Origin of the sequence: Bradyrhizobium sp. MOS003, from assembly GCF_003020125.1 — a bacterium.
Classification (GTDB): Bacteria; Pseudomonadota; Alphaproteobacteria; order Rhizobiales; family Xanthobacteraceae; genus Bradyrhizobium.
This window is the reverse complement of the sequence record NZ_PYFW01000001.1, coordinates 1,665,852-1,687,170: the sequence shown is the minus strand read 5'-3', so window position 1 is coordinate 1,687,170 and position 21,319 is coordinate 1,665,852. Positions and strand designations below refer to the sequence as shown.

At 63.3% G+C, this 21,319-nt stretch carries 18 protein-coding genes; 3 read left to right on the top strand and 15 right to left on the bottom strand.

Annotated elements, in window-relative coordinates; all coding sequences use genetic code 11:
• Positions 1–10: 10 nt before the first annotated feature.
• From puhB to bchF, 9 genes are read right to left on the bottom strand one after another with little or no spacing between them, the layout of a single operon-like run.
• On the bottom strand, positions 11–688 hold the full coding sequence (puhB, locus tag C7G42_RS08145; protein ID WP_106948413.1) for a photosynthetic complex putative assembly protein PuhB: 678 nt from the start codon (positions 686–688) through the stop codon (positions 11–13).
• Positions 685–1,452, bottom strand: a complete 768-nt coding sequence (gene puhA / locus C7G42_RS08140; RefSeq protein ID WP_106948412.1) for a photosynthetic reaction center subunit H — start codon at positions 1,450–1,452, stop codon at positions 685–687. Before puhA ends, puhB begins: the two co-directional genes overlap by 4 nt.
• 21 nt (positions 1,453–1,473) lie before the next feature.
• The gene (locus C7G42_RS08135; RefSeq protein WP_106948411.1) at positions 1,474–2,907 is read right to left on the bottom strand and encodes an MFS transporter; all 1,434 of its coding nucleotides are present in this window, start codon (positions 2,905–2,907) and stop codon (positions 1,474–1,476) included.
• The gene (gene bchM, locus C7G42_RS08130) at positions 2,904–3,605 is read right to left on the bottom strand and encodes a magnesium protoporphyrin IX methyltransferase (protein WP_106948410.1); all 702 of its coding nucleotides are present in this window, start codon (positions 3,603–3,605) and stop codon (positions 2,904–2,906) included. Before bchM ends, C7G42_RS08135 begins: the two co-directional genes overlap by 4 nt.
• Positions 3,605–4,516 (bottom strand): ferredoxin:protochlorophyllide reductase (ATP-dependent) iron-sulfur ATP-binding protein, encoded by a 912-nt coding sequence (gene bchL / locus C7G42_RS08125; RefSeq protein ID WP_106948409.1) that lies wholly within the window; start codon positions 4,514–4,516, stop codon positions 3,605–3,607. Before bchL ends, bchM begins: the two co-directional genes overlap by 1 nt.
• Positions 4,513–8,241, bottom strand: a complete 3,729-nt coding sequence (locus C7G42_RS08120) for a magnesium chelatase subunit H (protein ID WP_106948408.1) — start codon at positions 8,239–8,241, stop codon at positions 4,513–4,515. Before C7G42_RS08120 ends, bchL begins: the two co-directional genes overlap by 4 nt.
• Positions 8,216–9,781: a ferredoxin:protochlorophyllide reductase (ATP-dependent) subunit B gene (gene bchB / locus C7G42_RS08115; RefSeq protein WP_106948407.1), complete on the bottom strand. Its 1,566-nt coding sequence runs from the start codon at positions 9,779–9,781 to the stop codon at positions 8,216–8,218. Before bchB ends, C7G42_RS08120 begins: the two co-directional genes overlap by 26 nt.
• Positions 9,782–9,783: 2 nt before the next feature.
• Positions 9,784–11,067 (bottom strand): ferredoxin:protochlorophyllide reductase (ATP-dependent) subunit N, encoded by a 1,284-nt coding sequence (locus C7G42_RS08110; protein WP_106948406.1) that lies wholly within the window; start codon positions 11,065–11,067, stop codon positions 9,784–9,786.
• Positions 11,064–11,606, bottom strand: coding sequence for a 2-vinyl bacteriochlorophyllide hydratase (bchF, locus tag C7G42_RS08105; RefSeq protein WP_106948901.1), 543 nt, complete (start codon positions 11,604–11,606; stop codon positions 11,064–11,066). Before bchF ends, C7G42_RS08110 begins: the two co-directional genes overlap by 4 nt.
• 294 nt (positions 11,607–11,900) lie before the next feature.
• Between bchF and C7G42_RS08100 the strand changes: the two genes are divergently transcribed.
• A complete protein-coding gene (locus tag C7G42_RS08100) occupies positions 11,901–12,794 on the top strand; it encodes a cobalamin B12-binding domain-containing protein (RefSeq protein WP_106948405.1) in 894 nt (297 codons plus the stop codon).
• A complete protein-coding gene (locus C7G42_RS08095; RefSeq protein ID WP_106948404.1) occupies positions 12,791–13,555 on the top strand; it encodes a biliverdin-producing heme oxygenase in 765 nt (254 codons plus the stop codon). Before C7G42_RS08100 ends, C7G42_RS08095 begins: the two co-directional genes overlap by 4 nt.
• A 19-nt stretch (positions 13,556–13,574) precedes the next feature.
• Here C7G42_RS08095 and C7G42_RS08090 read toward each other — a convergent pair whose 3' ends face one another.
• Positions 13,575–15,755 (bottom strand): GAF domain-containing protein, encoded by a 2,181-nt coding sequence (locus C7G42_RS08090; RefSeq protein WP_106948403.1) that lies wholly within the window; start codon positions 15,753–15,755, stop codon positions 13,575–13,577.
• A 1-nt stretch (position 15,756) separates the two neighbouring features.
• A complete protein-coding gene (gene ppsR, locus C7G42_RS08085) occupies positions 15,757–17,130 on the bottom strand; it encodes a transcriptional regulator PpsR (RefSeq protein ID WP_106948402.1) in 1,374 nt (457 codons plus the stop codon).
• A gap of 399 nt (positions 17,131–17,529) precedes the next feature.
• On the opposite strand from ppsR, the gene C7G42_RS08080 reads away from it, so the two are divergent.
• On the top strand, positions 17,530–17,946 hold the full coding sequence (locus C7G42_RS08080; RefSeq protein ID WP_245427626.1) for a c-type cytochrome: 417 nt from the start codon (positions 17,530–17,532) through the stop codon (positions 17,944–17,946).
• A gap of 27 nt (positions 17,947–17,973) precedes the next feature.
• On the opposite strand, the gene C7G42_RS08075 is transcribed toward C7G42_RS08080, so the two are convergent.
• From C7G42_RS08075 to C7G42_RS08060, 4 genes are read right to left on the bottom strand one after another with little or no spacing between them, the layout of a single operon-like run.
• Entirely contained in the window at positions 17,974–18,240 is a 267-nt protein-coding gene (locus tag C7G42_RS08075) for a hypothetical protein (RefSeq protein ID WP_106948400.1), read from the bottom strand.
• A gap of 41 nt (positions 18,241–18,281) precedes the next feature.
• Positions 18,282–18,770 carry a TspO/MBR family protein gene (locus C7G42_RS08070; RefSeq protein WP_106948399.1) on the bottom strand — a complete coding sequence of 163 codons (489 nt, stop codon included), beginning with the start codon at positions 18,768–18,770 and terminating at the stop codon, positions 18,282–18,284.
• Entirely contained in the window at positions 18,770–19,966 is a 1,197-nt protein-coding gene (locus tag C7G42_RS08065; protein ID WP_106948398.1) for a geranylgeranyl diphosphate reductase, read from the bottom strand. The genes C7G42_RS08070 and C7G42_RS08065 overlap by 1 nt, the downstream gene beginning before the upstream one ends.
• Positions 19,963–21,318, bottom strand: coding sequence for a BCD family MFS transporter (locus tag C7G42_RS08060; protein WP_106948397.1), 1,356 nt, complete (start codon positions 21,316–21,318; stop codon positions 19,963–19,965). Before C7G42_RS08060 ends, C7G42_RS08065 begins: the two co-directional genes overlap by 4 nt.
• Position 21,319: the final 1 nt, after the last annotated feature.

The window sequence follows — 21,319 nt, the reverse complement described above, 5'->3', positions numbered from 1 at the left end:
TGTTCTCCGTTCAGGCAGCCGCAGTCGACGGCGAATTGGCCGCGACGTCCGAGACCAGATTGCGATTGGCAGGGGCGGAAAGTGCGACCGCCGTCGGTGCGGGCTGCCCGCCCAATGCGTCCGAGAGTTTCGCGGCGACGATCGCGGCGTTCGGCAATGCGCACAGCATCGGCTCCGGCAGGCGCAGCCGCCAGGGCCGGATGTGCGGCCAAAGCAGCAAGTACGACACCCGTTTGCCGTCCGACACGCCCAGCGGAATGTCACCCGTGCCGTCGCGATGGATCTTCAGGGCGGCGTTGGTGATCTTGCTCAGCGGAACGTTCATGGTCATCGGCAGCGCGACGCCGAACTGGAACAGGACGCGCTTGCTGGTGATCGTGTAGCAGGCCGCCCGGCGGAACAGCCATGCAAGTGCCGCCAGCACGGCGATGGCGCTGATCGCAGGAGCGATTAGCCAGAGCGCAGAAATCGCGGCGTCGCGTCCTGGCATGCCGTTCGACCAGTTCGACCACAGTCGCCAGGCCAGCAGGACGCCGAAATAGATCGCAACCTCGCGGATGTGGAACGACCGCAGCGCCAGTCCCTTGAAGCTCGGCTTACCCTGCCAGATCACGCGCTCGCCGACCGGTAGCGGCGCCGGCAGATCGTTGAGCGGCACATTCTTGAACTGCTGATGATCCTGTTTCACAGCAGCGGCTCCTGTCGTGCCGGCGTGGCGTAGAGCGTGCCCGCGCCGTAATATCCGACGATGCGATCTTCCTCGAGCTTGGTGACCTGATCCGGGCTCTTGGTGGCCGGGACATCGGCGAATTGGCTGCCGAGGATGGCGTCGACCCAGACCCGGCTGCGGCGGCCGTCGATCTTGGCGAATGGCATCGGCAACAGCACACGCTTCACGCCGCCAATGATCGTGACCTCCACTTCGAGATAGCGGATCAGGGCCTCCGCGCGATCGACCCAGACATCGGTGACGATGCCGCCCATTTCACTGTCCGCGCCGTTCACCCGCATGCCGCGCGGATCTGGATCGCGGGACTCGAGATAGGTGCCTTCCGCAAGCCGCAGCGGAACGATGCAGGGGATATTCTCCATCGTGAGTTCGGGAACGTCCTCGCGATTGGCGTAAGACCCCGGCCCGACGCCATCGAGCATCGGATTGCCGGTCGGCTCCGCCGGGGCGCCCGGCCACACCGCGATCGGCGCCAGCGCGACGTCGGGGCGATCGTTCTTGTGGTTCGGAAGCGTCGCGGTGTGTCCGTCCCGCAGGAGATACGTCTTGAGATCCGGCATGCGAGGGAAGCCGTGCGCGACTCCGCCGTTGATCCCCGTCGATTCGAGCGGATAGCCCTCGCGCTTGTCTTCGCGGCGAAGATAGAAGATCAGGCCGGCGAAGAAGATCCAGAAGACGTAAAGCGTGACCTGTGCCAGGTCCAGGTATGAGTCGGGCTGCATGGGCGACCTCCCTATCGTTGACTAGCCTGGAAATTCTGCCAGGCCGAACTTCGTGGATGGCTGCGGGAAGCTCGCGCGTGACGTGCGCACGAGCGGACCGATCGCAACCAGAGTGGCGAACAACAAGGCAATTTCGATGTGGTAGACGACGCTGTATCCCGTCGACGGGTCCGTGAGCGCGCGGCCAAGCGCGCCGTTCGACGCGAGCGACGTTACTGCATCGCGGATGCCACCGCCGAGCGCGATTCCGCCGCCGGCCGCAGTCGCCTGCACGGCGCCCCACGTGCCCAGCGCCAGCCCACTTTCACCGTCACGCGCCAGCGCCATCGCGGCGGTCAGCGTTCCCGCCGCAAACAGCCCGCCGCCGAAACCGATCAGCGCGGTACCGATCCGAAACAAGAGCACCGAGCCCAGGGGCGCAGCAAATATCACCGTGGCGAACGCGAACACGCCCGCCACGGCGCCGAAGCCTGCGATGCGGTAGGGATCGGCGTTGCGTCCCAGCGTCCTTGCGGCGAGGCCAAATCCCGCCAGCGTGCCGAGCGCGAAGAACGCCGTGAGCGCCGTGGTCTGGCCCACGGTCAGCTTGAGAATCTCGGCACCATAGGGCTCGAGCAGAATATCCTGCATCGAGAACGCCGACGTGCCGAGCGCTACCGCAACGAGGACGCGAGCCGAACCGCCGGCGTTGCGGAACCGGGCCCAGGAGTGCTGGAATTCGGGTCGCGCGCGCGAAGCCGATGTCAGTGCGGGATTGCGCGCTTCCTGCTTCCACAGCGCGGCGATGTTGAGTAGCAACTGCGTGACCGCAACGCCCTGGATCACCTGGATCAGACGGATCTCGTTGAAGTTGCGCAACAGCTCGCTGAAGATCAGCGCACTGCCGGCCATCCCGAACAGCAGCATCACATAGAGGAAGGCTACCACGCGCGGCCGCGCATCGGCCGGCGCCAGATCGGTGGCGAGCGCGAGACCCGCGGTCTGGGCCGTATGCATGCCGGCGCCGACCAACAAGAAAGCGAGCGCTGCGCCGAATTGACCGTAGACAGCGGGATATTCGCCGGTGCCCGACAGCACCAGCAACGCAAACGGCAGGATGGCGAAGCCGCCGAACTGGATCAGCGTGCCCATCCAGATATAGGGCACCCGGCGCCAGCCCAGTACCGAGCGATGATTGTCGGATTTGAAGCCGATCAGGACGCGGAACGGTGCGAACACCAGCGGGATCGACACCATCAGCGAGACCAAAAGCGTGGAGACGCCGAGCTCGACGATCATCACGCGATTGAGCGTGCCGTTCAGCAGCACGATCGAAATGCCCGTCGACACCTGGAACAGCGACAGACGCAGCAGCCGCCCCAGCGGCAGCTCCGTCGTTGCCGCGTCGGCAAAGGGAAGAAAGCGGGTTCCGAGCCGCATCCAGCCTTTTGCCAATGTCGACGAAATCCGCGTCATCGGGGCGTCATCTCCAAAGCTTGCGACTTGTAGAATCCGCTGGCGACGCGATGGCTACGGCCGAGCTGCCATCGTTCAAGCCCTTCCTCCGATATCAGTAACCGTCGCAATTTCTGCTCACCCACCGGCTCGATCGCCGGTGCGCGATCTCCACGCGGGAAAAACCGGCCGACGGCGTGCATCGCGGCTAGCGCCGGCGTCTTCGGCGCGAACGTCACCAGCAGGGCTTCGGAGGTCCGCGTCGCCAGGCCGGCCATGATCCGGCAGGTATCAGCCGGGCGATAATGGATCAGCGAATCCATCGCGACCACAAAGTCGAACTTGCCGAGCTTGGGGTCGAGCATGTCGCCGGACCGGAATTCGATGGTCGAGCCATCGAGATCCGACGGTAGCCGCTCGCGCGCCACCGACACCAGCGTCGGCGACAGATCGATTGCGACCACGCGGGCGCCGCGCCGCGCCGCCTCGATCGACAAAGCACCGGTGCCACAGCCGGCATCGAGCAATCGCGCTCCGCTCATGTTCTGGGGCAGCCAGGAGAGCAGCGTGTTGCGCATCTCATCTCGCCCCGCGCGCACGGTCGCCCGGATGCGGCCGACCGGCGCATCCGACGTCAGTTTGGCCCAGGCATCGACCGCGGTCCGGTCGAAATAGGTCTCGAGCTCGCCGCGCCGTTCGAGATAGGTTGCAATCGACATCAGTCGAACCCCAGCAGATCGAAGATTTCACGGTCCTTGAGTGACTTGCCCGGCAATGGCTCGATCGTGCCGGCCCAGAGCTCGGCGGCAAGCCGCATGTATTCGTCGGTGACGGCCTTCAACTCCGGCGTCTCGTCCATTTCGAACAGCGTCGATTTCTTCAGGCGGCTCCTGCGGATGACGTCGAGGTCCGGGAAATGGGCGACGCGCTTCAAGCCGGCCTGCTCGGCGTAACGATCGATCTGATCAGTATCCTTGCTGCGGTTGGCGATCACGCCGCCGAGCCGGACGCCGTAGTTCTTCGACTTGGCCTCAATCGCGGCCACGATGCGGTTCATCGCGAAGATCGAGTCAAAATCGTTGGCGGCCACGATCAGCGCGCGGTCCGAGTGTTGCAGGGGTGCCGCAAAGCCGCCGCAGACGACATCGCCGAGCACGTCGAAGATCACCACGTCGGTGTCCTCGAGCAGATGGTGCTCCTTGAGAAGCTTCACGGTCTGGCCGACCACGTAGCCGCCGCAGCCGGTGCCGGCCGGCGGGCCGCCAGCCTCAAGGCACATCACGCCGTTGTAACCTTCGAACACGAAATCCTCTGGGCGGAGTTCCTCGGCATGGAAGTTCACGGATTCCAGCACGTCGATCACGGTCGGGACCAGCCGCTTGGTCAGCGTGAAAGTCGAGTCATGCTTGGGATCGCAACCGATCTGCAGCACGCGCTTGCCGAGCTTGGAAAATGCGACCGACAGGTTCGACGACGTCGTGCTCTTGCCGATGCCGCCCTTGCCGTAGACCGAGAACACCTTTGCGGTGCCGATCTTGAGCCTGGGATCGAGCTGGACCTGCACGCTGCCCTCGCCGTCGCCGCAACAGGACGGGCTCTTGAGCGACGATGGTTTGGTCTGGATGTTCATGCGGCAACTCCCACGCCTTCGAGGCGGTCTTCGAGCTCTTCGCCTGCCCTGCGCAGGACATCGAGCATCTCCGGATCGGGCGACCAGTATTTGCGTTCGTGCGCTTCGATCAGCCGGTTGGCGACCTTTGCGGAGGCGACGGGATTGAGCGAGGCCAGGCGCTCGCGCATTTCGGGATCGAGCATGAAGGTCTCGGTGAGCTGCCGGTAGACCCAGGGCGCGACCTCGCCCGTCGTCGCCGACCATCCCATGGTATTTGTGACATGCTCTTCGATCTGGCGAACGCCCTCATAGCCGTGCTTGAGCATGCCCTCGTACCATTTCGGATTGAGCATCCGAGTGCGCGTTTCCAACGCGACCTGCTCCGACAGCGTCCGGACCGTGCCCGCACCCCGGGTCTGGTCGCCGATATAGACCGGCGCCGACTGGCCGCCCTTCGCCATTCGCACGGCGCGGCTGATGCCGCCGAGCGTGTCGAAATAGTGATCCACGGTGGTCACGCCGAGCTCGACAGAGTCGAGGTTCTGGTAGGCGAGATCGACAGTGGCGAGCGCCTTCTTGAGTAGCGCTGTCTGCTGCACGGGCTGACCCTTGAGGCCGTAGGCAAAACTCTTGCGACGGGTATAGGTCTCGGCCAGTTCGTCCTCGTCCTCCCAGCGGCCGTTCTCGACCAGATGATTGACGTTCGAGCCATAAGCACCGTCGGCATTGCCGAATACGCGCAACGATGCGGTCTCGAGATCGCAATGTTCTGCGGCTTGGTAGGCCAGTGCGTGCTTGCGAACGAAGTTATGTTCGATCGGCTCGTCGGCGGATGCGGCGAGGAAGCAGGCCTCGGCCAGTAGCTTGATCTGCAGCGGCAACAGATCGCGGAAGATTCCGGACATGGTGATGATGACGTCGATCCGCGGCCGGTTGAGTTGATCGAGCGGAATCAATTCCGCGCCGGTCAGGCGGCCATAGCCGTCGAAGCGCGGCTTTGCTCCAAGCAAGGCCAGCGCCTGCCCGATCGGCGCGCCCTCGTTCTTGAGGTTGTCGGTGCCCCACAGCACGATCGCGACCGATTCCGGAATCCCATGCCCTTCACCTGCATGCTTGTCGATGAGACGCTGCGCCTGGCTCGCACCGTCCTGCACCGCAAAGGCGCTGGGAATACGGAACGGATCGAAGCCATGGAGATTGCGCCCGGTCGGCAGGATGGCCGGCGTGCGCAGAAGATCGCCGCCCGGCGCGGGACGAACGAACCTGCCGTCCAGCGCATGCAGGATCGCGGGCAGCTCATGATCCTGCTGAAGGATGCGATCGATGCCGGCCAATTCCGTGTAGAGCGTGAGCGCGGCATTATCCCTCGCGGCCAGTGCTTCGGGCGCCTCGCCCTTCACCAGCGCTTCGAGGATCGATTTGTCGGGACGCGCGCCATGCGAGGCATCCGCTACCGCTTGCAGCATTTCGGCGCGTTGTTCGACCGACGGCGTCTCACCAACGACATGCAGACCATGCGGGATCAAGGTGTACTCGAGCTCTAACACGGCTTCCGACAATTTTCCGACCGCCTTGACCGGATCCGTCCAGGCGGGGGCGGCTTCGGCCAGCTCCAGCGCGCCGGCCTGGGCCTGAATCAATATTGCGAGATCACCGCGCTCCGCATCGTCATCCGGAGCAAGTCCACGCCAACGCTCGATCGAGGCCTTCAGCTCGACCAGGCCCTTGTAGAGCCCGGCATGAGCGACCGGCGGCGTCAGATAGCTGATCAGCGTGGCCGCCGAGCGGCGCTTGGCGATGGTGCCTTCCGACGGGTTGTTCGAAGCATAGAGATAGAGATTCGGCAGGTCGCCGATCATGCGGTCTGGCCAGCATGCGCCGGACAGACCAGCCTGTTTGCCCGGCATGAATTCGAGCGCGCCATGGGTTCCGAAATGCAGCACCGCACCGGCGCCGAAATCTTCACGCAGCCAGCGATAGAAAGCCGAGAAGGCATGCGTCGGCGCAAAGCCCTTCTCGAACAACAGCCGCATCGGATCGCCTTCGTAACCGAATGCAGGCTGGATCCCGACGAAGACGTTGCCGAAGCGCTCGCCAAGCACGAAGATCGAGCTCCCGTCGCTCTGCTGCTTGCCGGGCGCCGGCCCCCATTGCGCCTCGATCTGACGCAGCCATTTTTCGTTCCGAACGTGATCACCAGCCGGAATTCTGGCGTGAACGTTGGCATCGGCGCCGAACCGGGCGGCATTGCCGACCACGATACGATCGCGCAAGGCGTCGGCACTTTCGGGCACCTCGACCTGATAGCCCTCGCGCTTCATTGCGGAGAGCGTGCGGTGGAGTGATTCGAAGACCGAGAGAAACGCCGCGGTACCAGTGTTGCCGGCATTCGGCGGGAAGTTGAACAGGACGATCGCGACCTTGCGATCCCGGCGCTCGGAACGGCGTGTCGCGACCAGGCGCGCCGTCCGCGCCGCCAGCATGTCGGCGCGCTCGCTGCACACGTGCATCTCGCCGCCGGTCTCGGCCGGTACGAAAACACAGGCACGCTCGCAGCCGGTGCAGGGAACGCCAGCCCCGTCGGAGCGGCCGCCATAGACCATCGGTCCCGCCGCACCGTCGAGTTCGGGGATCGCCACCATGATGGTGCTCTCCACCGGCATCAGACCACGATCCGAGGCCCCCCATTGCTCCAGCGTCTGGAATTCAACGGGATGCGCCGAAAGATAGGGCACGTCGAGTTGAGCCAAAATGTCCTCGGCAGCCCGGGAGTCATTGTAGGCGGGCCCGCCTACCAGCGAGAAGCCGGTGAGCGACACCACCGCATCGACCACGCTGCTTCCGTCCTTCATGAAAAAGCGTTCGATCGCCGGCCGCTGGTCGAGGCCGCTGGCAAAGGCGGGGATCACGCGCAGCCCCCTCGCCTCGAACGCCGCGATCACACCGTCATAGTGACCGGCGTTTCCGGCGAGCAGATAGGAGCGCAGCAACAGGAGGCCGACGGTGCCGCGCTCGGCGGCCAAGACGGGTAGTCGATCTGCGGTATCGGCGATGCGTCCCTTGAGGCGCGGGTGGTAGACGCCGATGTCGGAATAGTCGACGGGCGCCTCCGCCTTGGCGATGCCGCGCAGGCCGCGGCGCGGTCCCTCCGCGTACCGGTCGACCAGCAGGCGGATCATGTTCGCGATGTTCTGCTCGGAGCCGGCGAGCCAGTATTGCAGCGTCAGGAAATAGGCGCGCATGTCCTGCGCGGTGCCGGGGATGAAGCGCAGCAGCTTCGGCAGTTGCCGCAGCATCTTCATCTCGCCCTTGCCGCCAGGGCTGCCCTTGCGATTGCCGCGCAGCTTCTTCAGCCACGCGATGGCGCCGAGCGCCTCGCCGCTCATGTCGAACTTGCCGACGCGTGTCAGCTTGACGATTTCGGCCGCCGACATGCAGCAGATCATCGCGTCGCAATGGCCGCGCCGGGCAACGAGCGCCGGCATCACGGCGCGAACGTGATCATCGAGGAACAGCATGGTGGCGATCACGATGTCGCCGTGGGCAATATCGGCCTTGCAACGATCGAGCGCTGCGTCGTCAGTGCCCCATTCGTCCGCGGAATGCACCGTGAGCGACAGCCCCGGGAAGTTACTCCTCAACAGCGCCTGCGCACGCGCAGCCGCGCCGGACAGATGACTGTCCATGGTCACGACGACCACCCGGAGAGGCGTCGCGTCAGCGGGCGTAATGCGCTTTGGCATAGTAGAGGGTCTCGATGGTTATGGTGGCCACGCCGTTTTCATTGGCGAAACGTTCGGTGTTGCGGCGCGCTTTGCCGCGAACGAAGAACGGAATTTTGTACAGCTCCTTCTCGGCATCGACGGCCCAGACGACCGCGATATTCGAGGCATTCGGAGGTGCCTGAACCGGCCCATCGGCAACAGGCGTTGAATGACCAGCGCCCAGATGCGAAGGCACAGCGCCATCCTTGAATTCGAAATCATCCTTGAACATCGCCAGCAGATGCTCTTCGAGGCCCATCATCAGCGGATGCACCCAGGTATCGAAGATGACGTTGGCGCCCTCAAACCCCATCTGCGGCGCATAGCGTGCCGGAAAGTCCTGCACATGGACCGGCGCCGAGATCACCGCGCAGGGAACGCCGAGACGTTTGGCGATATGCCGCTCCATCTGCGTCCCCAGCACCAGCTCGGGCTGCAGCTCCGCGACCTTCGCCTCGACCTCCAGATAGTCGTCGGTGATCAGCGGTTCGACGTCATAGCGTTTTGCCGCGTCGCGGATTTCGCGGCCGAACTCACGGCTATAGGTGCCGAGACCGACGACCTTGAAGCCGAGTTCGTCGGATGCGATGCGTGCGGCAGCAACGGCATGGGTGGCGTCGCCAAAGATGAAGACACGCTTGCCGGTCAGATAGGTCGAGTCGACCGAACGCGAGTACCACGGCAGCCGGGTACAGGCCGAAGCCAGCGTCGCCGACGCATCGACACCAGCGAGCTTCGCGACCTCTGCGACGAATTCGCGGGTGGCCGAGACGCCGATCGGAACGATCTTGGTAAAGGGTTGTCCGAAAGTCCTTTGCAGCCAGGACGCGGCCTGACCCGCGATTTCGGGATACAGCACGACGTTGAAATCGGCCTCGCCCAGTCTTGCGATATCGGCCGGACTCGCTCCCATCGGCGCCGTGACATTCACGTCGATGCCGAGCTTTGTCAGCAGCGACGTGATCTCGACAATATCGTCGCGATGCCGGAAGCCGAGCGCGGTCGGGCCAAGCAGATTGCAGCGAGCAGGCACGCCGGCTGCGCGCTCAGGGCGCGATGTTCCCGGCGCCGGCGCCGAGGGCCCTGCGAGCGCGCGCACCAGTTGATAGAACGTCTCGGCTGCGCCCCAGTTTTCCTTGCGCTGATAGGCCGGCAGATCGACGGCGACAACGGGAATCGGGAGATGGAGCGCACGCGCCAGCCCGCCGGGGTCGTCCTGGATCAACGACCCGGTGCAGGACGCGCCGACCAGCATCGTCTGAGGCTTGAAACGATCATAGGCGTTTTGGGCGGCTGTCTTGAACAGTTCGGCGGTGTCACCGCCGAGATCCCGCGCGGAAAAGGTCGTGTAGGTCACGGGCGGGCGCCGGTCGCGGCGTTCGATCATCGTGAACAGCAGATCCGCATAGGTATCCCCCTGCGGAGCATGAAGGACGTAATGCAAGCCTTCCATTCCGGTGACGACGCGCATTGCGCCAACGTGGGGAGGTCCTTCATATGTCCACACCGTGAGCTGCATGATCAGGCCACCAGTTTTGCGCGACGCACCAGGGGGCGCGCAAACAGTTCGGCCAGATCGGCCGCTTGCTCGTAGCCCTGGATCGGTGTGAACACGAGCTCGATCGACCATTTCGTGGTCATGCCTTCCGCCTCCAGCGGATTGGCGAGCCCAAGCCCGCAGACCACGAGATCGGGTCGCGCCATGCGGCAGCGATCGAGCTGCAAATCGACGTCCTGCCCTTCCGACAGCACGACATCATCCGGCAGCAGCCTGAGTTCTTCGGCGAGATGCTCGCGGTGCAGATAGGGTGTTCCGACCTCGACCAGTTGCATCGACAATTCGCGCGACAGGAACCGCGCCAGGGGAATTTCGAGCTGGGAATCCGGGAACAGAAAGATGCGGCGGCCGCCGAGGTGATCGCGATAGCGAAGCAGCGCCCGCTCCGCCCTGACGCGATGGGGCTGGGTGACCGCCTCGAACAGCGCGGGCGCGACACCTGACGCATCGGCCGCTGCACGCAACCATGCCGTCGTGCCCTCGACGCCCAGCGGGAACGGCGCGGCCAACCGGACGGCGCCGCGATCTTCCAGCGCGCGCGCCGTGTCAGCGAGGAAGGGTTGGGCCAGGAGAAATCGGGTGTTTGGTCCGATCGCGGGAAGCGCGCTCGCCTTGCGCGGCGGCAGGAATTGCACGCGCCCAATGCCCAGCGCGTCGAACAGCCGGATGAACTGGTCCTCGACCACGTCGGCCAGCGAGCCGACGATCAGCAATTGGTCCTCGCTCGTCCGGGTCGGGGGGGCCGCGGGGACGAGCGAGGCGAGACAGGCATCCTCGCCTTGCGTGAATGTTGTCTCGATTCCGCTGCCCGAATAATTGAGAATGCGGACTGCAGGCGAAAACTTCTGCGATAGCCGCAGTGCGGCGCGGGACAAATCGAGCTTGATGACTTCGGACGGACAGGAGCCGACCAGGAACAGCAGCCGGATGTCCGGCCGCCTGGCAATCAGCTGTGCCACGATGCGGTCCAGCTCGTCGTTGGCGTCGGTGAGCCCGGCGAGATCTTTCTCCTCCATGATCGCAGTCGCAAATCGCGGCTCGGCGAAGATCATGACGCCGGCGGCGGATTGAATCAGATGCGCGCAGGTTCGCGAGCCCACCACCAGGAAGAACGCATCCTGGATCTTGCGATGCAGCCAGACGATGCCGGTCAGCCCGCAGAACACCTCGCGCTGGCCGCTCTCGCGGCGAACCGGCTTGGGCGCGACATCTGCCGCAACCGGACAATCCTGCACGTGCACGTTCATGCGCGGCTCCCGGGAATGGAGGAAGCCGCCGAAAGTGCCAACCGCTCGTCGCGGCGCGCGGCGCGAAGCTTGAGGACGAACTGCGTGGCGTTGACGAAGTAGGACGCATAGGCAGCCAGTGCGAGCAGCATCTGCTGGCGCGGATCGCCGAGCCCTGCGAACAGCGCGACCAGATAGGCAGTGTGCAGTGCCAGCACCAGGAAGCTGAAGACGTCTTCCCAGAAGAACGCCGGTGCAAACAGATAGCAGCCGAAGACTTCACGTTCCCAGATCGAGCCTGTGATCATGATTGCGTAGAGCACGAGCGTCTTGATGACGATCGACGCCGTTGCGACGCCCCATCCATCGCCTGTCGAGAGATAATGGAGCACCAGTACGAGGCTCATCAGGAAAACGGCAAACTGAACCGGCGCGAGAATGCCCTGCACCAACGTCCACTTTGTTGCATCGCGGCGCATGCGCTGTTCGGGGGTGTACAGCGCCTTAAGTCCTTGCGCCGTCGAACGCCCCGTGGATGCAACATCGACAGCTTTCGAAATTTCATTCGCAGGCGCAGCGACGGATTCCACCGCGCAACTGTAAAGATTGTTTGACAGTCCTCCGTCGCAGTGATGCGATATCGGCTGGGGAAATCGAGCAACTACCGGCGAATGGTTGCCGCGTTCGCGAAACTGGCCGGTTTTTGCTTCTCGAAACTGCACCGCGCCACTCCCTATGTGCGGGCTTGATGGACAGAAGGCTAAACCTCGCTTCAGAAACTGTCAACTAAACTATACGTAAATTCAACTTGACGGTTTTTTGACTCGGGGACTTAATGTTGGGGGGAGTGAAGAATGACCGATGTGAACGAGCAATCCTTCTCAGCCGGCAGCACCACCGACACCGCTTCGCCGCGTCGTACCAAATCGCTTCGACAGCGGCTCCCGACGCCGATCTGGCGCTTTCGGCCGTCGTTGCAGCCCGTCGCCGTGGTCAGAACCATCAAGACCCAGATCATTCCCAAGATCGTGCTGGCGTTACGCAGCACGCCCATTGCAAAGCCTGCGGCAAACACCGAATCGACCACGCCGACCGAAGTGGAAATGTTCGCCGCCCTGGCGCTTGGCGCCGATGACGGTGCGGCGTTCGCCTATGTCGTGGAGCTCCAGGCGAAAGGCGCCTCGGTCGAATCGATCTTTCTCGAGCTGCTGGCGCCCGCAGCGCGACAGCTCGGCGCGCAGTGGGAATCGGACACGACGGATTTTGCCAGCGTGACACTCGGTGTCGGTCGACTGCAGCTCATCATGCACCGCCTCGGCGACAGCTTCGTGCAGGAAGCCAGTGACAACCACGGCGGGGAATCTGCCCTGCTGACGATCATTCCCGGTGACCAGCACAGCTTCGGACTATCCATGGTGGCCGAATTCTTCCGTCGCGCCGGCTGGAATCTATGCACCGGGCCGTTTTCGTCGCACCAAGAGCTGACATCCTTGGTGCATAATCACTGGTTCGACATTGTCGGCTTCTCCGTGAGCAGCGACCGGCGACTGGACGAGCTGAAGAAAGACATCCACGACATCAGGCGCGATTCGCGCAACCGGCAGGTCGGCATCATTCTGGGCGGCCCGATGATAACCGCCCAGCCCGGCCTTGTGGCGTCGATGGGAGCCGATATGATGTCGGCCGATGGGATCACCGCGCCGCAACAGGCACATGACCTGATCGAACAGATGAAGGGGCGGACGTGACCGGCCTCGGTTCACAGGGGCGACGCAGATTGACCCGACGAAGTTTACCTGCCAACGGCTTTGCTGAGCCGAAGGAGACACCGGCGGATGATCTCTCCCTGCCCGGCGTAGTGACCGCGCTTTATCTCCGCACCAAGGCGCTGCATGCCGAAGCCGAACGGACTGGCATCATTCGCAGCCTGCTGCGGGGTGAAGCCAGCCGCGCAGGCTATGTCCTGTTGTTGCGCAATCTGCTTCCCGCCTATCGGGCGATGGAGCATGGCCTCGAACGTCATGGCGGTTCACCCGGCCTCGAATCGCTCTCGCGATACCGGCTTGGGCGTGCACGCGCGATCGAATCCGACCTCGTCGCCCTGTGCGGCGAGCGATGGATGGAAGACGTTCCGCTGCTTGCGGCCGGAGAGATCTATGCCGAAAGGATTGCGCATGCCGCGGAAGGTAACGGCATGCGATTGATCGCCCATGCCTACACCCGCTATCTCGGAGACCTCAGCGGAGGGCAGATCCTCCAGCGATTGCTGGCGCGCACGCTGGAGCTTTGCCCTTCCGAACTGGCATTCTACGAATTTTCGCACGTCCCAGATTTGGATCTGCTGAAGGCCGACTACCGTAGGGCACTCGACCAGGCCGGTGCGTTTGCGCCCGACCAGCAGGCCGTGGTGGAGGAAGGCGCGATCGCTTTTTCCATGAATATCGACCTCTCCTGTGCCGTCGAGGCTACGTTGCCGCGGGGATCGGCCTTGGTCGCGGCCGCGGAATAGGCCGACCGCACGTCGCGTTTCAGGTGTTCGGTTTACCGCCGCCCGACGTCCGCGACGCATGCCAGATGAGATGCTCAAGCACTTCGGCCGTGCGAAGAGTAGAATTGCGGACGCTCTCGAGCATCTCGGCGATTCGGCCGGTTTCCACACCATAGGTAATTTCGAGCGCAGCGAGTTGGGCGTTCTCGATCACCGACGACAGCAGGTTCTGGTAGACGAGGTCGGTCTTGGAATCGAGCCGGACGCTGCTGATTCGATTGCTCTGAACGATCCCTTCCTGGAAACGGCTACGCGCAATCTCGGCGGCCTTTCGATCGGTGATATCGGAGAAGATCAGCACGAAGCCGAGCACCCGGTCCCGCGACGGATGCACGGGATCGGCCCTGATCATCAATGGCTTTTCCCGGTTGCCTTCGCTGCGCAACAGCAACTCACCTCGCCACGGGCGATGGTGACGAATGAGGTCGGCAACATCGCGAAGGAAACGGTCCGATTGCTGAAATGCTCCCGCCAGTTCGTCCAGATGGTCGAACGCGGCATGATCCTTCGGCAACAACGTCTTGAAGGCCTGGTTCATCAGCAGGACCTTGCCGTCGATATCGGCGATAATCACCGGCTGATCGGACACGCGCACCTGGCGACTGAACTGCTCGAGCTGGTCCTGGGCGATCAGCGTACGCACCGCGCGGAATTGTAGAACAATGTCGCCAACCGACTGACCGATCAGGCGCGCAGCGGCGAGATCGGCCGGCGTCCAGGGGTCGGACGTTCCTTCAACCTGCTGGTGCCACTGCGCGAAAGACCGGCGCGGTGACAAATCCGTAGGGCTGTTGCCGATCACGAAAGGTTTCAACGGATCGCCGCCCCAGGTCACCGTGCGAATGCGCTCTGGGCGGAACCAGATCAGGTATTCGCCGGGATTGCTGGAAATCGGCGTCACTGCGATGCCGCTTGCGACCTTCGTAGTCCCCGCGAACTGGGGCAGATCGAGCCCGAGCGACGCCGTCGCCATCACCGAGCGATCGCGATGCGAGTCCAGCCACGCGCCGATCTCCCTGATTTCCTGTGTTCCGGGGACTTCACCAGTCGAAATGATCTGGCCCTCATAGATCAGAGCGCTTCCGCTTGCCCCGAGCGGCTGCAGGATCGATTGCGAGCTGTCGAAGATCGCGCCTCGCCAGTCACCTTCGCGCGACATCGCCTCGATCATCCGCTGCTCGAGCCGTTGCACGAAAATCTCGGATTGGCTTTGCGCAAAGCTTTCGAGCGCCGCGATGCGTGTCGCGATCGCCTCGGCAAGCAGTTCGCAAACCGCCCGCAATTCGAAATGGATGAAGCGCGGCTCGTAATGGTGACAGGCGACGAGGCCCCACAGCTTTCCGCCAACCACCAGCGAGATCACCAAGGTCGCGCCCACCCCCATGTTCTTCAGGTACTGAAGGTGGATCGGCGACATGCTGCGCAGGAAGCAGAGCGACATGTCCAGATCGCGTCCGGTAATCGGCGAAAGCCGGGGCTGCAACGGGACGGGCTCATAGTTCACATCCACAAGCACGCGAACTCGTGTGCGCTCATAGAGCCGCCGCGCCATCTGCGGAATATCGGTCGCAGGGTAGCGATTGCCCAGATACGCCTCGAGCTCCGGCTTGCGGCGCTCCGAAAACACTTCGCCGTGGCCCTCGTCATCGAAACGGTAGACCATCACCCGGTCGTAGCCGGTACGATCCTGAAACAAGGTCGCAGCCTCTTCGCAAAGCGCGCGGATCGAGGAAGCGGTGCGGATCTTCTCGAGCGCCTTGGCGATGTATCTGGTCAAATCGTCCGACGGTCCGGCCCGCTCCAGCTCGATGACCAAACCTCCTTCGGGCGGACGATGCAAAAGCCCGTCATAGTCGGCACCGGGGCTTCCGATCCTGCAGCGAACCGCGATCGGCATTCCCTGGGCGGTCGGGTCGAGATGAGGAAGAATTCGAACCAGCAGGTCGCCATCGAGATCGGCGAGCGCCATGCCGTCGACTTGCTTCAGATTGAGAAAGGCCGCAGCATTGGCGCTGGCCTGAACGACGCGGTGATCAGGCTCGCTGACGACCAACAGGGCGCCGTGGGGCTGTATCGAGCCCGCGAGATGGATCTCTTCCCGTTCGCAGTTCGAAAGGTCGGCTTTTCCGAATGCTGGTGTAGCGAGCGAATGCAGCGCCAACTCAGTCCTCTGGGGTTTCCTCGACGTCCGGCTCCTTGTCGTCCAAGCCGTAACGATTCAGCTTTGCATAAAGGCTCTGTCGGCTCAATCCCAGAAGTTCAGCCGTCGCCGTACGGTTGCCACCCGAAAGCTCGAGCGCCTGCTTCACGTAGTGCTGTTCGACGACGCCGACCGTATTCTTGACGAGCTGGCGCAGCGACGATTTGCCGATCTGCTCGCTCATCGAGCCCAGCGCAGTGCGCAGAAAATCACTCTCGCTGCCCGACGGCAGCCGACGGGCCACATTACGAAGCAGCACGCCGATCTGCCCCGGCTCGCCCTCCCCGGTTCCGGCCGATATCTCGACCTCGGTCTCGGTCCCGAGTTCACCGCGAACCGACGTCGTGAACAGCCTCACGGTCTTGTGCCGCTGGATGTTCGAAAGAAGCGCATTCAGATCGGCACCGGGCTGCCACAGCCACCGGCCGAGCGATTCCCCGATTGCGGACGCCTTCGAGCCCAGTTGCACCAGATCGAGGAAGGCCTGATTGGCATGGCGAATGATGCCGGCTTCATCGAGCGCCACGAACCCGTCCGGCAAATGCTCGACCAACTCTTCGATGGTCGAAGGCTCGCTCTTCTCCTTCGAAGCCGACAGGTCGGTCGCTGCGGTGAATTGCAGCAGAAACACATGGCCGGGCTCCGCCGTCATCAGCGACCCCCGCAGCATCCAGGGCTTCGCTTCAGGGCCAAGATGCACAAGGATGCTCAGCGCCTTGCCGCGCTCGCGGATGCGCGCCAGCACTTCGCGAACCGCATCGCGGTCTTCAGCGGCGATGTCATGCAGCAGTTCGCGTCCCGCGATGTCCTCGTTGCGGCGACGCGGCGAATTCAGCGCTTCAATCGCAGTACGGTTGGCTTCCAGGATGCGCAGATTGGCGGCCGATACGATCAGGACGGCTTCGTTGGATGCGTCGAAGACCAGACGGTAGCGGGTCTCGATTTCGCGCAGCTTCCAATAGTCGCGCTCCATCGTCTGCTGGGCCGCGATCAGGCGCGACTGCAACTCGGCAACCGCCTGCAGGTTCTTGCCGATCGCCAGCATCCCGGCACGGCCGCCCAGCAGCACCGTGGTGTATTCCATCGGAATTTCGAGACCGCTCGGAAAGCGCTGATTGATCTGGCGGAACGCCGAAATGCCGGTGACGCGCGCGTCATCGACCATGCGCTTGACCTTCTCTCCGCCCATCTCACCGGCAACTTCGACCCACGGGCGGCCGAGCCATCCGTCGACGCTCTCACCGCTCATGGACGGAGACAGCGTCGCCTCGCGGATCACCCCCTCCATGTCCAGCAGGAGGGTGATGTCGGGCTGTACGGTCGGTAATGCGGCCATTCTGTTATCTGCCGATCATTCTGTGCGGAAGCGTGAAGCTGTCGAAACAACGGCAGTCGGGCCGATGCACCCGGCGTGCCAACGTTTCCTGACACTCGGCAACCGAAACTGAAGCCCTATCTGGTAGGAATGCGCAGAATCCAGCGCGAAGTCAAGAAACACCTTTGTTTTGAAGGTTTTAGTTGTCTTATTTGCCTGACACCGGCTGCGCCCGTCGCGACCCGGATTTGTGCTGACTTAGACTCCGCTAGCATAATCCACGGGGAACTGGTTTGACGCCGCTCAAAGAACGTCAGGAACCGACAACTTCGATTGATATTTATAACTGTCAATATATCCTAACACTCAAATCGGAGCCAACTAGACGTCAGGGAGAGCAACGTGCCGGTGAAATCTGCAATTTTTGGCTGTGTCGCAGCAGCCATCGTCTTTTCGAGCAGCGCGACCTTCGCACAGGACGCCGCCAAGGGTGAGCAGATTTTCAAACAGTGCATGACCTGCCACCGCATTGGACCGGACGCCAAGAACCTGGTCGGACCGGTCCTGACCGGCGTCATCGGCCGGCAATCAGGAACCGCGCCAGGCTTCGCCTATTCGGCGTTGAACAAGGCCGCCGGCGAGAACGGACTGGTCTGGTCCGATGAGCTGATCATGCAATATCTGCCCGATCCGAACGCGTTCCTGAAGAAATTCCTGACCGACAAGGGCAAGGCGGATCTGGCAACCGGCTCGACCAAGATGGCGTTCAAGCTCACCGACGAGCAGCAGCGCAAGGACGTCATCGCCTACATCAACAAATTCTCGGAAAAGAAATAGTCGGCTGCGATAGGACCGGCGCGGCGGCTAGTTGCGCCAACGCCGGGTGACGTCTGTCAGATGCGCGAGACCGGCGGCCGCGAGAAAGAGACTTGCCAACATCCAGCCGCTGCCGGCCAAGGTCGCGCGTAGCGCAAGCAGAAGAAATGCGCCGGCGCATAGATTAGGTAACAGATCGAGTGGCGCGACGCCTCGCCGGGCGCGCGACCAATATATAAGCAAGGCAGCAGCCTCGAAAACGACCACGACGAGAATGAGATCGACGAGCCGTCCGCTCGCAAACAGGTCAGCCATTTCCAAGGATCACATGAACGGCCGGTCCAGGCAACCGTCCGTCACGAGAACGGTGCATTGAGACGGACGACCGTGAGATTGAGAAATGCGGCGAACGACACCCACAACAGGTAAGGGACCAGATAAAGGCTCGCAGGCCTGGCGAAGCGCCAGAACGCGATAATCGGCAACAGGATCGAGAGCCACAGGAACACCACCTCGATCAGTGCCCAATCCGGACGCTTCAGCGCGAAGAACAGCGTGCTCCACAACACATTGAGAAATCCGTTCAGGGCAAACAGCGCGATCACCCACTCCCGCTGCGCGCGGCTGTCGGCGTTGCGCCAGGCGTCAACCGCCGAGGCCGTCGCCAGCGCGAAGATCACGGTCCAGGCGGGGCCGAACAGCCAGTCCGGCGGCTGCCATGACGGCTTCAGCAGGCCTTGATACCAGACCCCGGTATCGGTCAACGAGCCGCCGAGCGCCGCAATGAAGATCGCCACAGAAGCCGCGATCAGCACGGGCTTCCAGAAACTGCCGCGCGTGGCCATTACGCCGATGCCAGCCCTGCCATGTGGGCAAGGTTCTTGAAGAAAATGCGCACATGGGCGACCGGCTTGGCGCGAACCAGTTCCTTGTTCATGTACGCATCCCACGTCAGCTTCTGGACGTCGCGGTCGCGGCAGATACTGACGAAGCGTTCGCGACGGCGATCGTTGGAATACCAGTACCACTGCATCACGCCGAGAATCCAGAACACGACGCCGTGCAACCGCATGAAGCGCTTTCGCGCATTGCGCAGGGCCTTGACGTTGCCGGTCTCCAGAAACTCGTCGACCGCCTCCGCCGACAACCGTCCACCGATCATCGCGTAGTAGATGCCCTCGCCCGACGCGGGAGCAACGACACCCGCCGCATCGCCGGCGAGCAGGACGCTGTGCCCATCGTCCCACCGCGGCAGCGGGTGCAGCGGGATCGGGGCGCCTTCGCGGCGAATGGTCTCGGACGCACCAAGTCCCGCGGCCTCGCGCAGACCTCCTACCGAATCCCGTAATGAAAATCCCTTGCGAGCCGATCCCGTTCCGACGCTGACGGTGTCGCCATGCGGGAAGACCCAACCGTAAAAGTCGGGAGACACGCTACCGCGATAGTAGACGTCGCAACGCGTACCGTCGAAGCTGGACGCCGCCGGCGGCGCGCGAACGATCTCATGATAGGCAAACACATAAGGCAACCGATCAGCACCGGGCAGGCACTGCCGTGCCACCGCCGACAAGGCGCCATCGGCGCCGATCAGCGCACGGGCTCGAACCGTGCTTTCCATCGAAGTCCCATCGGCAGAGCGTTCTTCATAATGGACGACGGTGAGGCCTGTTTCGTCGCGTTCGAAGCGCTTGAACAGGCCGGTCCGCCGCCGCGCACCGGCCTCGGCGGCGCGGGTCCGCAGCCATTCGTCGAACACATCGCGGTCGACCATGCCGACAAAGCCGCCGTCGATGGGCATGTCAACCTGCTTGTCCGATGGCGACACCATTCGGGCGGAGTTGACGTGCGCGACCAACAGGTGATCGGGGACGTCGAAGTCGCGGATCAGCCGCGGCGGGATCGCGCCACCGCAAGGCTTGATGCGCCCGGCACGGTCGAGCAACAACACGCTCCGCCCGAGCTTTGCAAGATCGTGCGCGGCCGTCGCGCCGGACGGCCCGCCGCCGATCACCACGACATCGAAAATCTCCGAACTGGTCATGACCGCGCTCCTTCTGCGATAGCGGCTACCGGCGAATCCAAAAGGCGCTGCTGCATCGCGTCCTTTGCCGGAGCACGATGAACCCAAACGGCCATCACGGCGGCAACGACGAACAATCCTGCTTCTGATGCGAACACCGCAGAATAGGACAACGCCACCGACGTCAGGACGTAGCGCGCGATGTCGCTGGCCAGCGTTCCCAGGAATCCACCGATTCCGAACGCGAATGCCTGCGCCGCGCCCCACAGACCCATGCGCACGCCTTCACGCTTCTCGCCGCCCGCGCCGACCAGCGCCATCATCGAGCCGATCGCCGCCACGGCATAGGCCCCATTGGTGACACCGAGCATGAACACGGTCTCGCGCAACGGCCAGGACGGCCCGACGACGGCCGCTGCCGCCAAACACAACAGCGCGATCGCCGAAGCGAGGCATCCCCCGATGGTCCAACTCTGCAGGTTGCCGCGAGAACTCGGAGAGATGGCGCCGATCAACGGCACCAATGCCATGCCGATCAGCGTTCCCGCATGCTGGACACCCGAAAGCTTCGTCGTCTCGCCGGGCGTGAAGCCGAACACCGCGCCAGCGAACGGTTCGAGGATCAGATCCTGCGCGCTATAGGCAAGCATCGAGACGAAGACGAAGATCGCGAACCGCCGCGATCTTGGCTCCGTCCAGACTTCCAGGAAGGCTTCGCGGAACGACGCTTGGCGCGGCGTCCGCTTCGAGACGAGTTGGGCGCTGGTAACCTGCTCTCGTTCGACGCCCCATACGCCGATGACCGTGAGAACCATCGCCGCAACGGATGCCGATCCCGATACCACGATCAGTCTCATCGGGGAAAAAGGATCGAGCAAATGGCCCGCCAAACCCGTGGTCACGATAAAGCCCGCGATCATCATCACCCAGACGATGGTCGCCGCGGCCGCGCGGCGATTGTCGTCGGTGCGCTTCGCAAGCAGGACCAGCAGCGACGTACCGGCGGCGCCGACCCCGACGCCGATCAGGCAGAAGGCGGCCACCGCAAGCGCAATGCCGAACAGCGGATGCATCGTCATCCAGGCCGTCGCCACCGCCGCCATCAATCCGCCGGTTGCGAGCACCGCCATGCCACCGACGATCCAAGGCGTTCGGCGGGCCCCGAGATCCGAGCCATGGCCCCAGGCCGGCCGGAAAACCTGAAGGGCATAGTGAACGGCGACGAGAGCGCCCGGCAGGATCGCCGGCATCGCCAGTTCGACCACCATGACCCTGTTGAGCGTCGACGTCGTCAAGACCACGATCGCACCGAGACCGGTCTGAACCAGACCGAGCCTGATAATGCCCAACCATGAAAGAGCCGGACTGTTCATG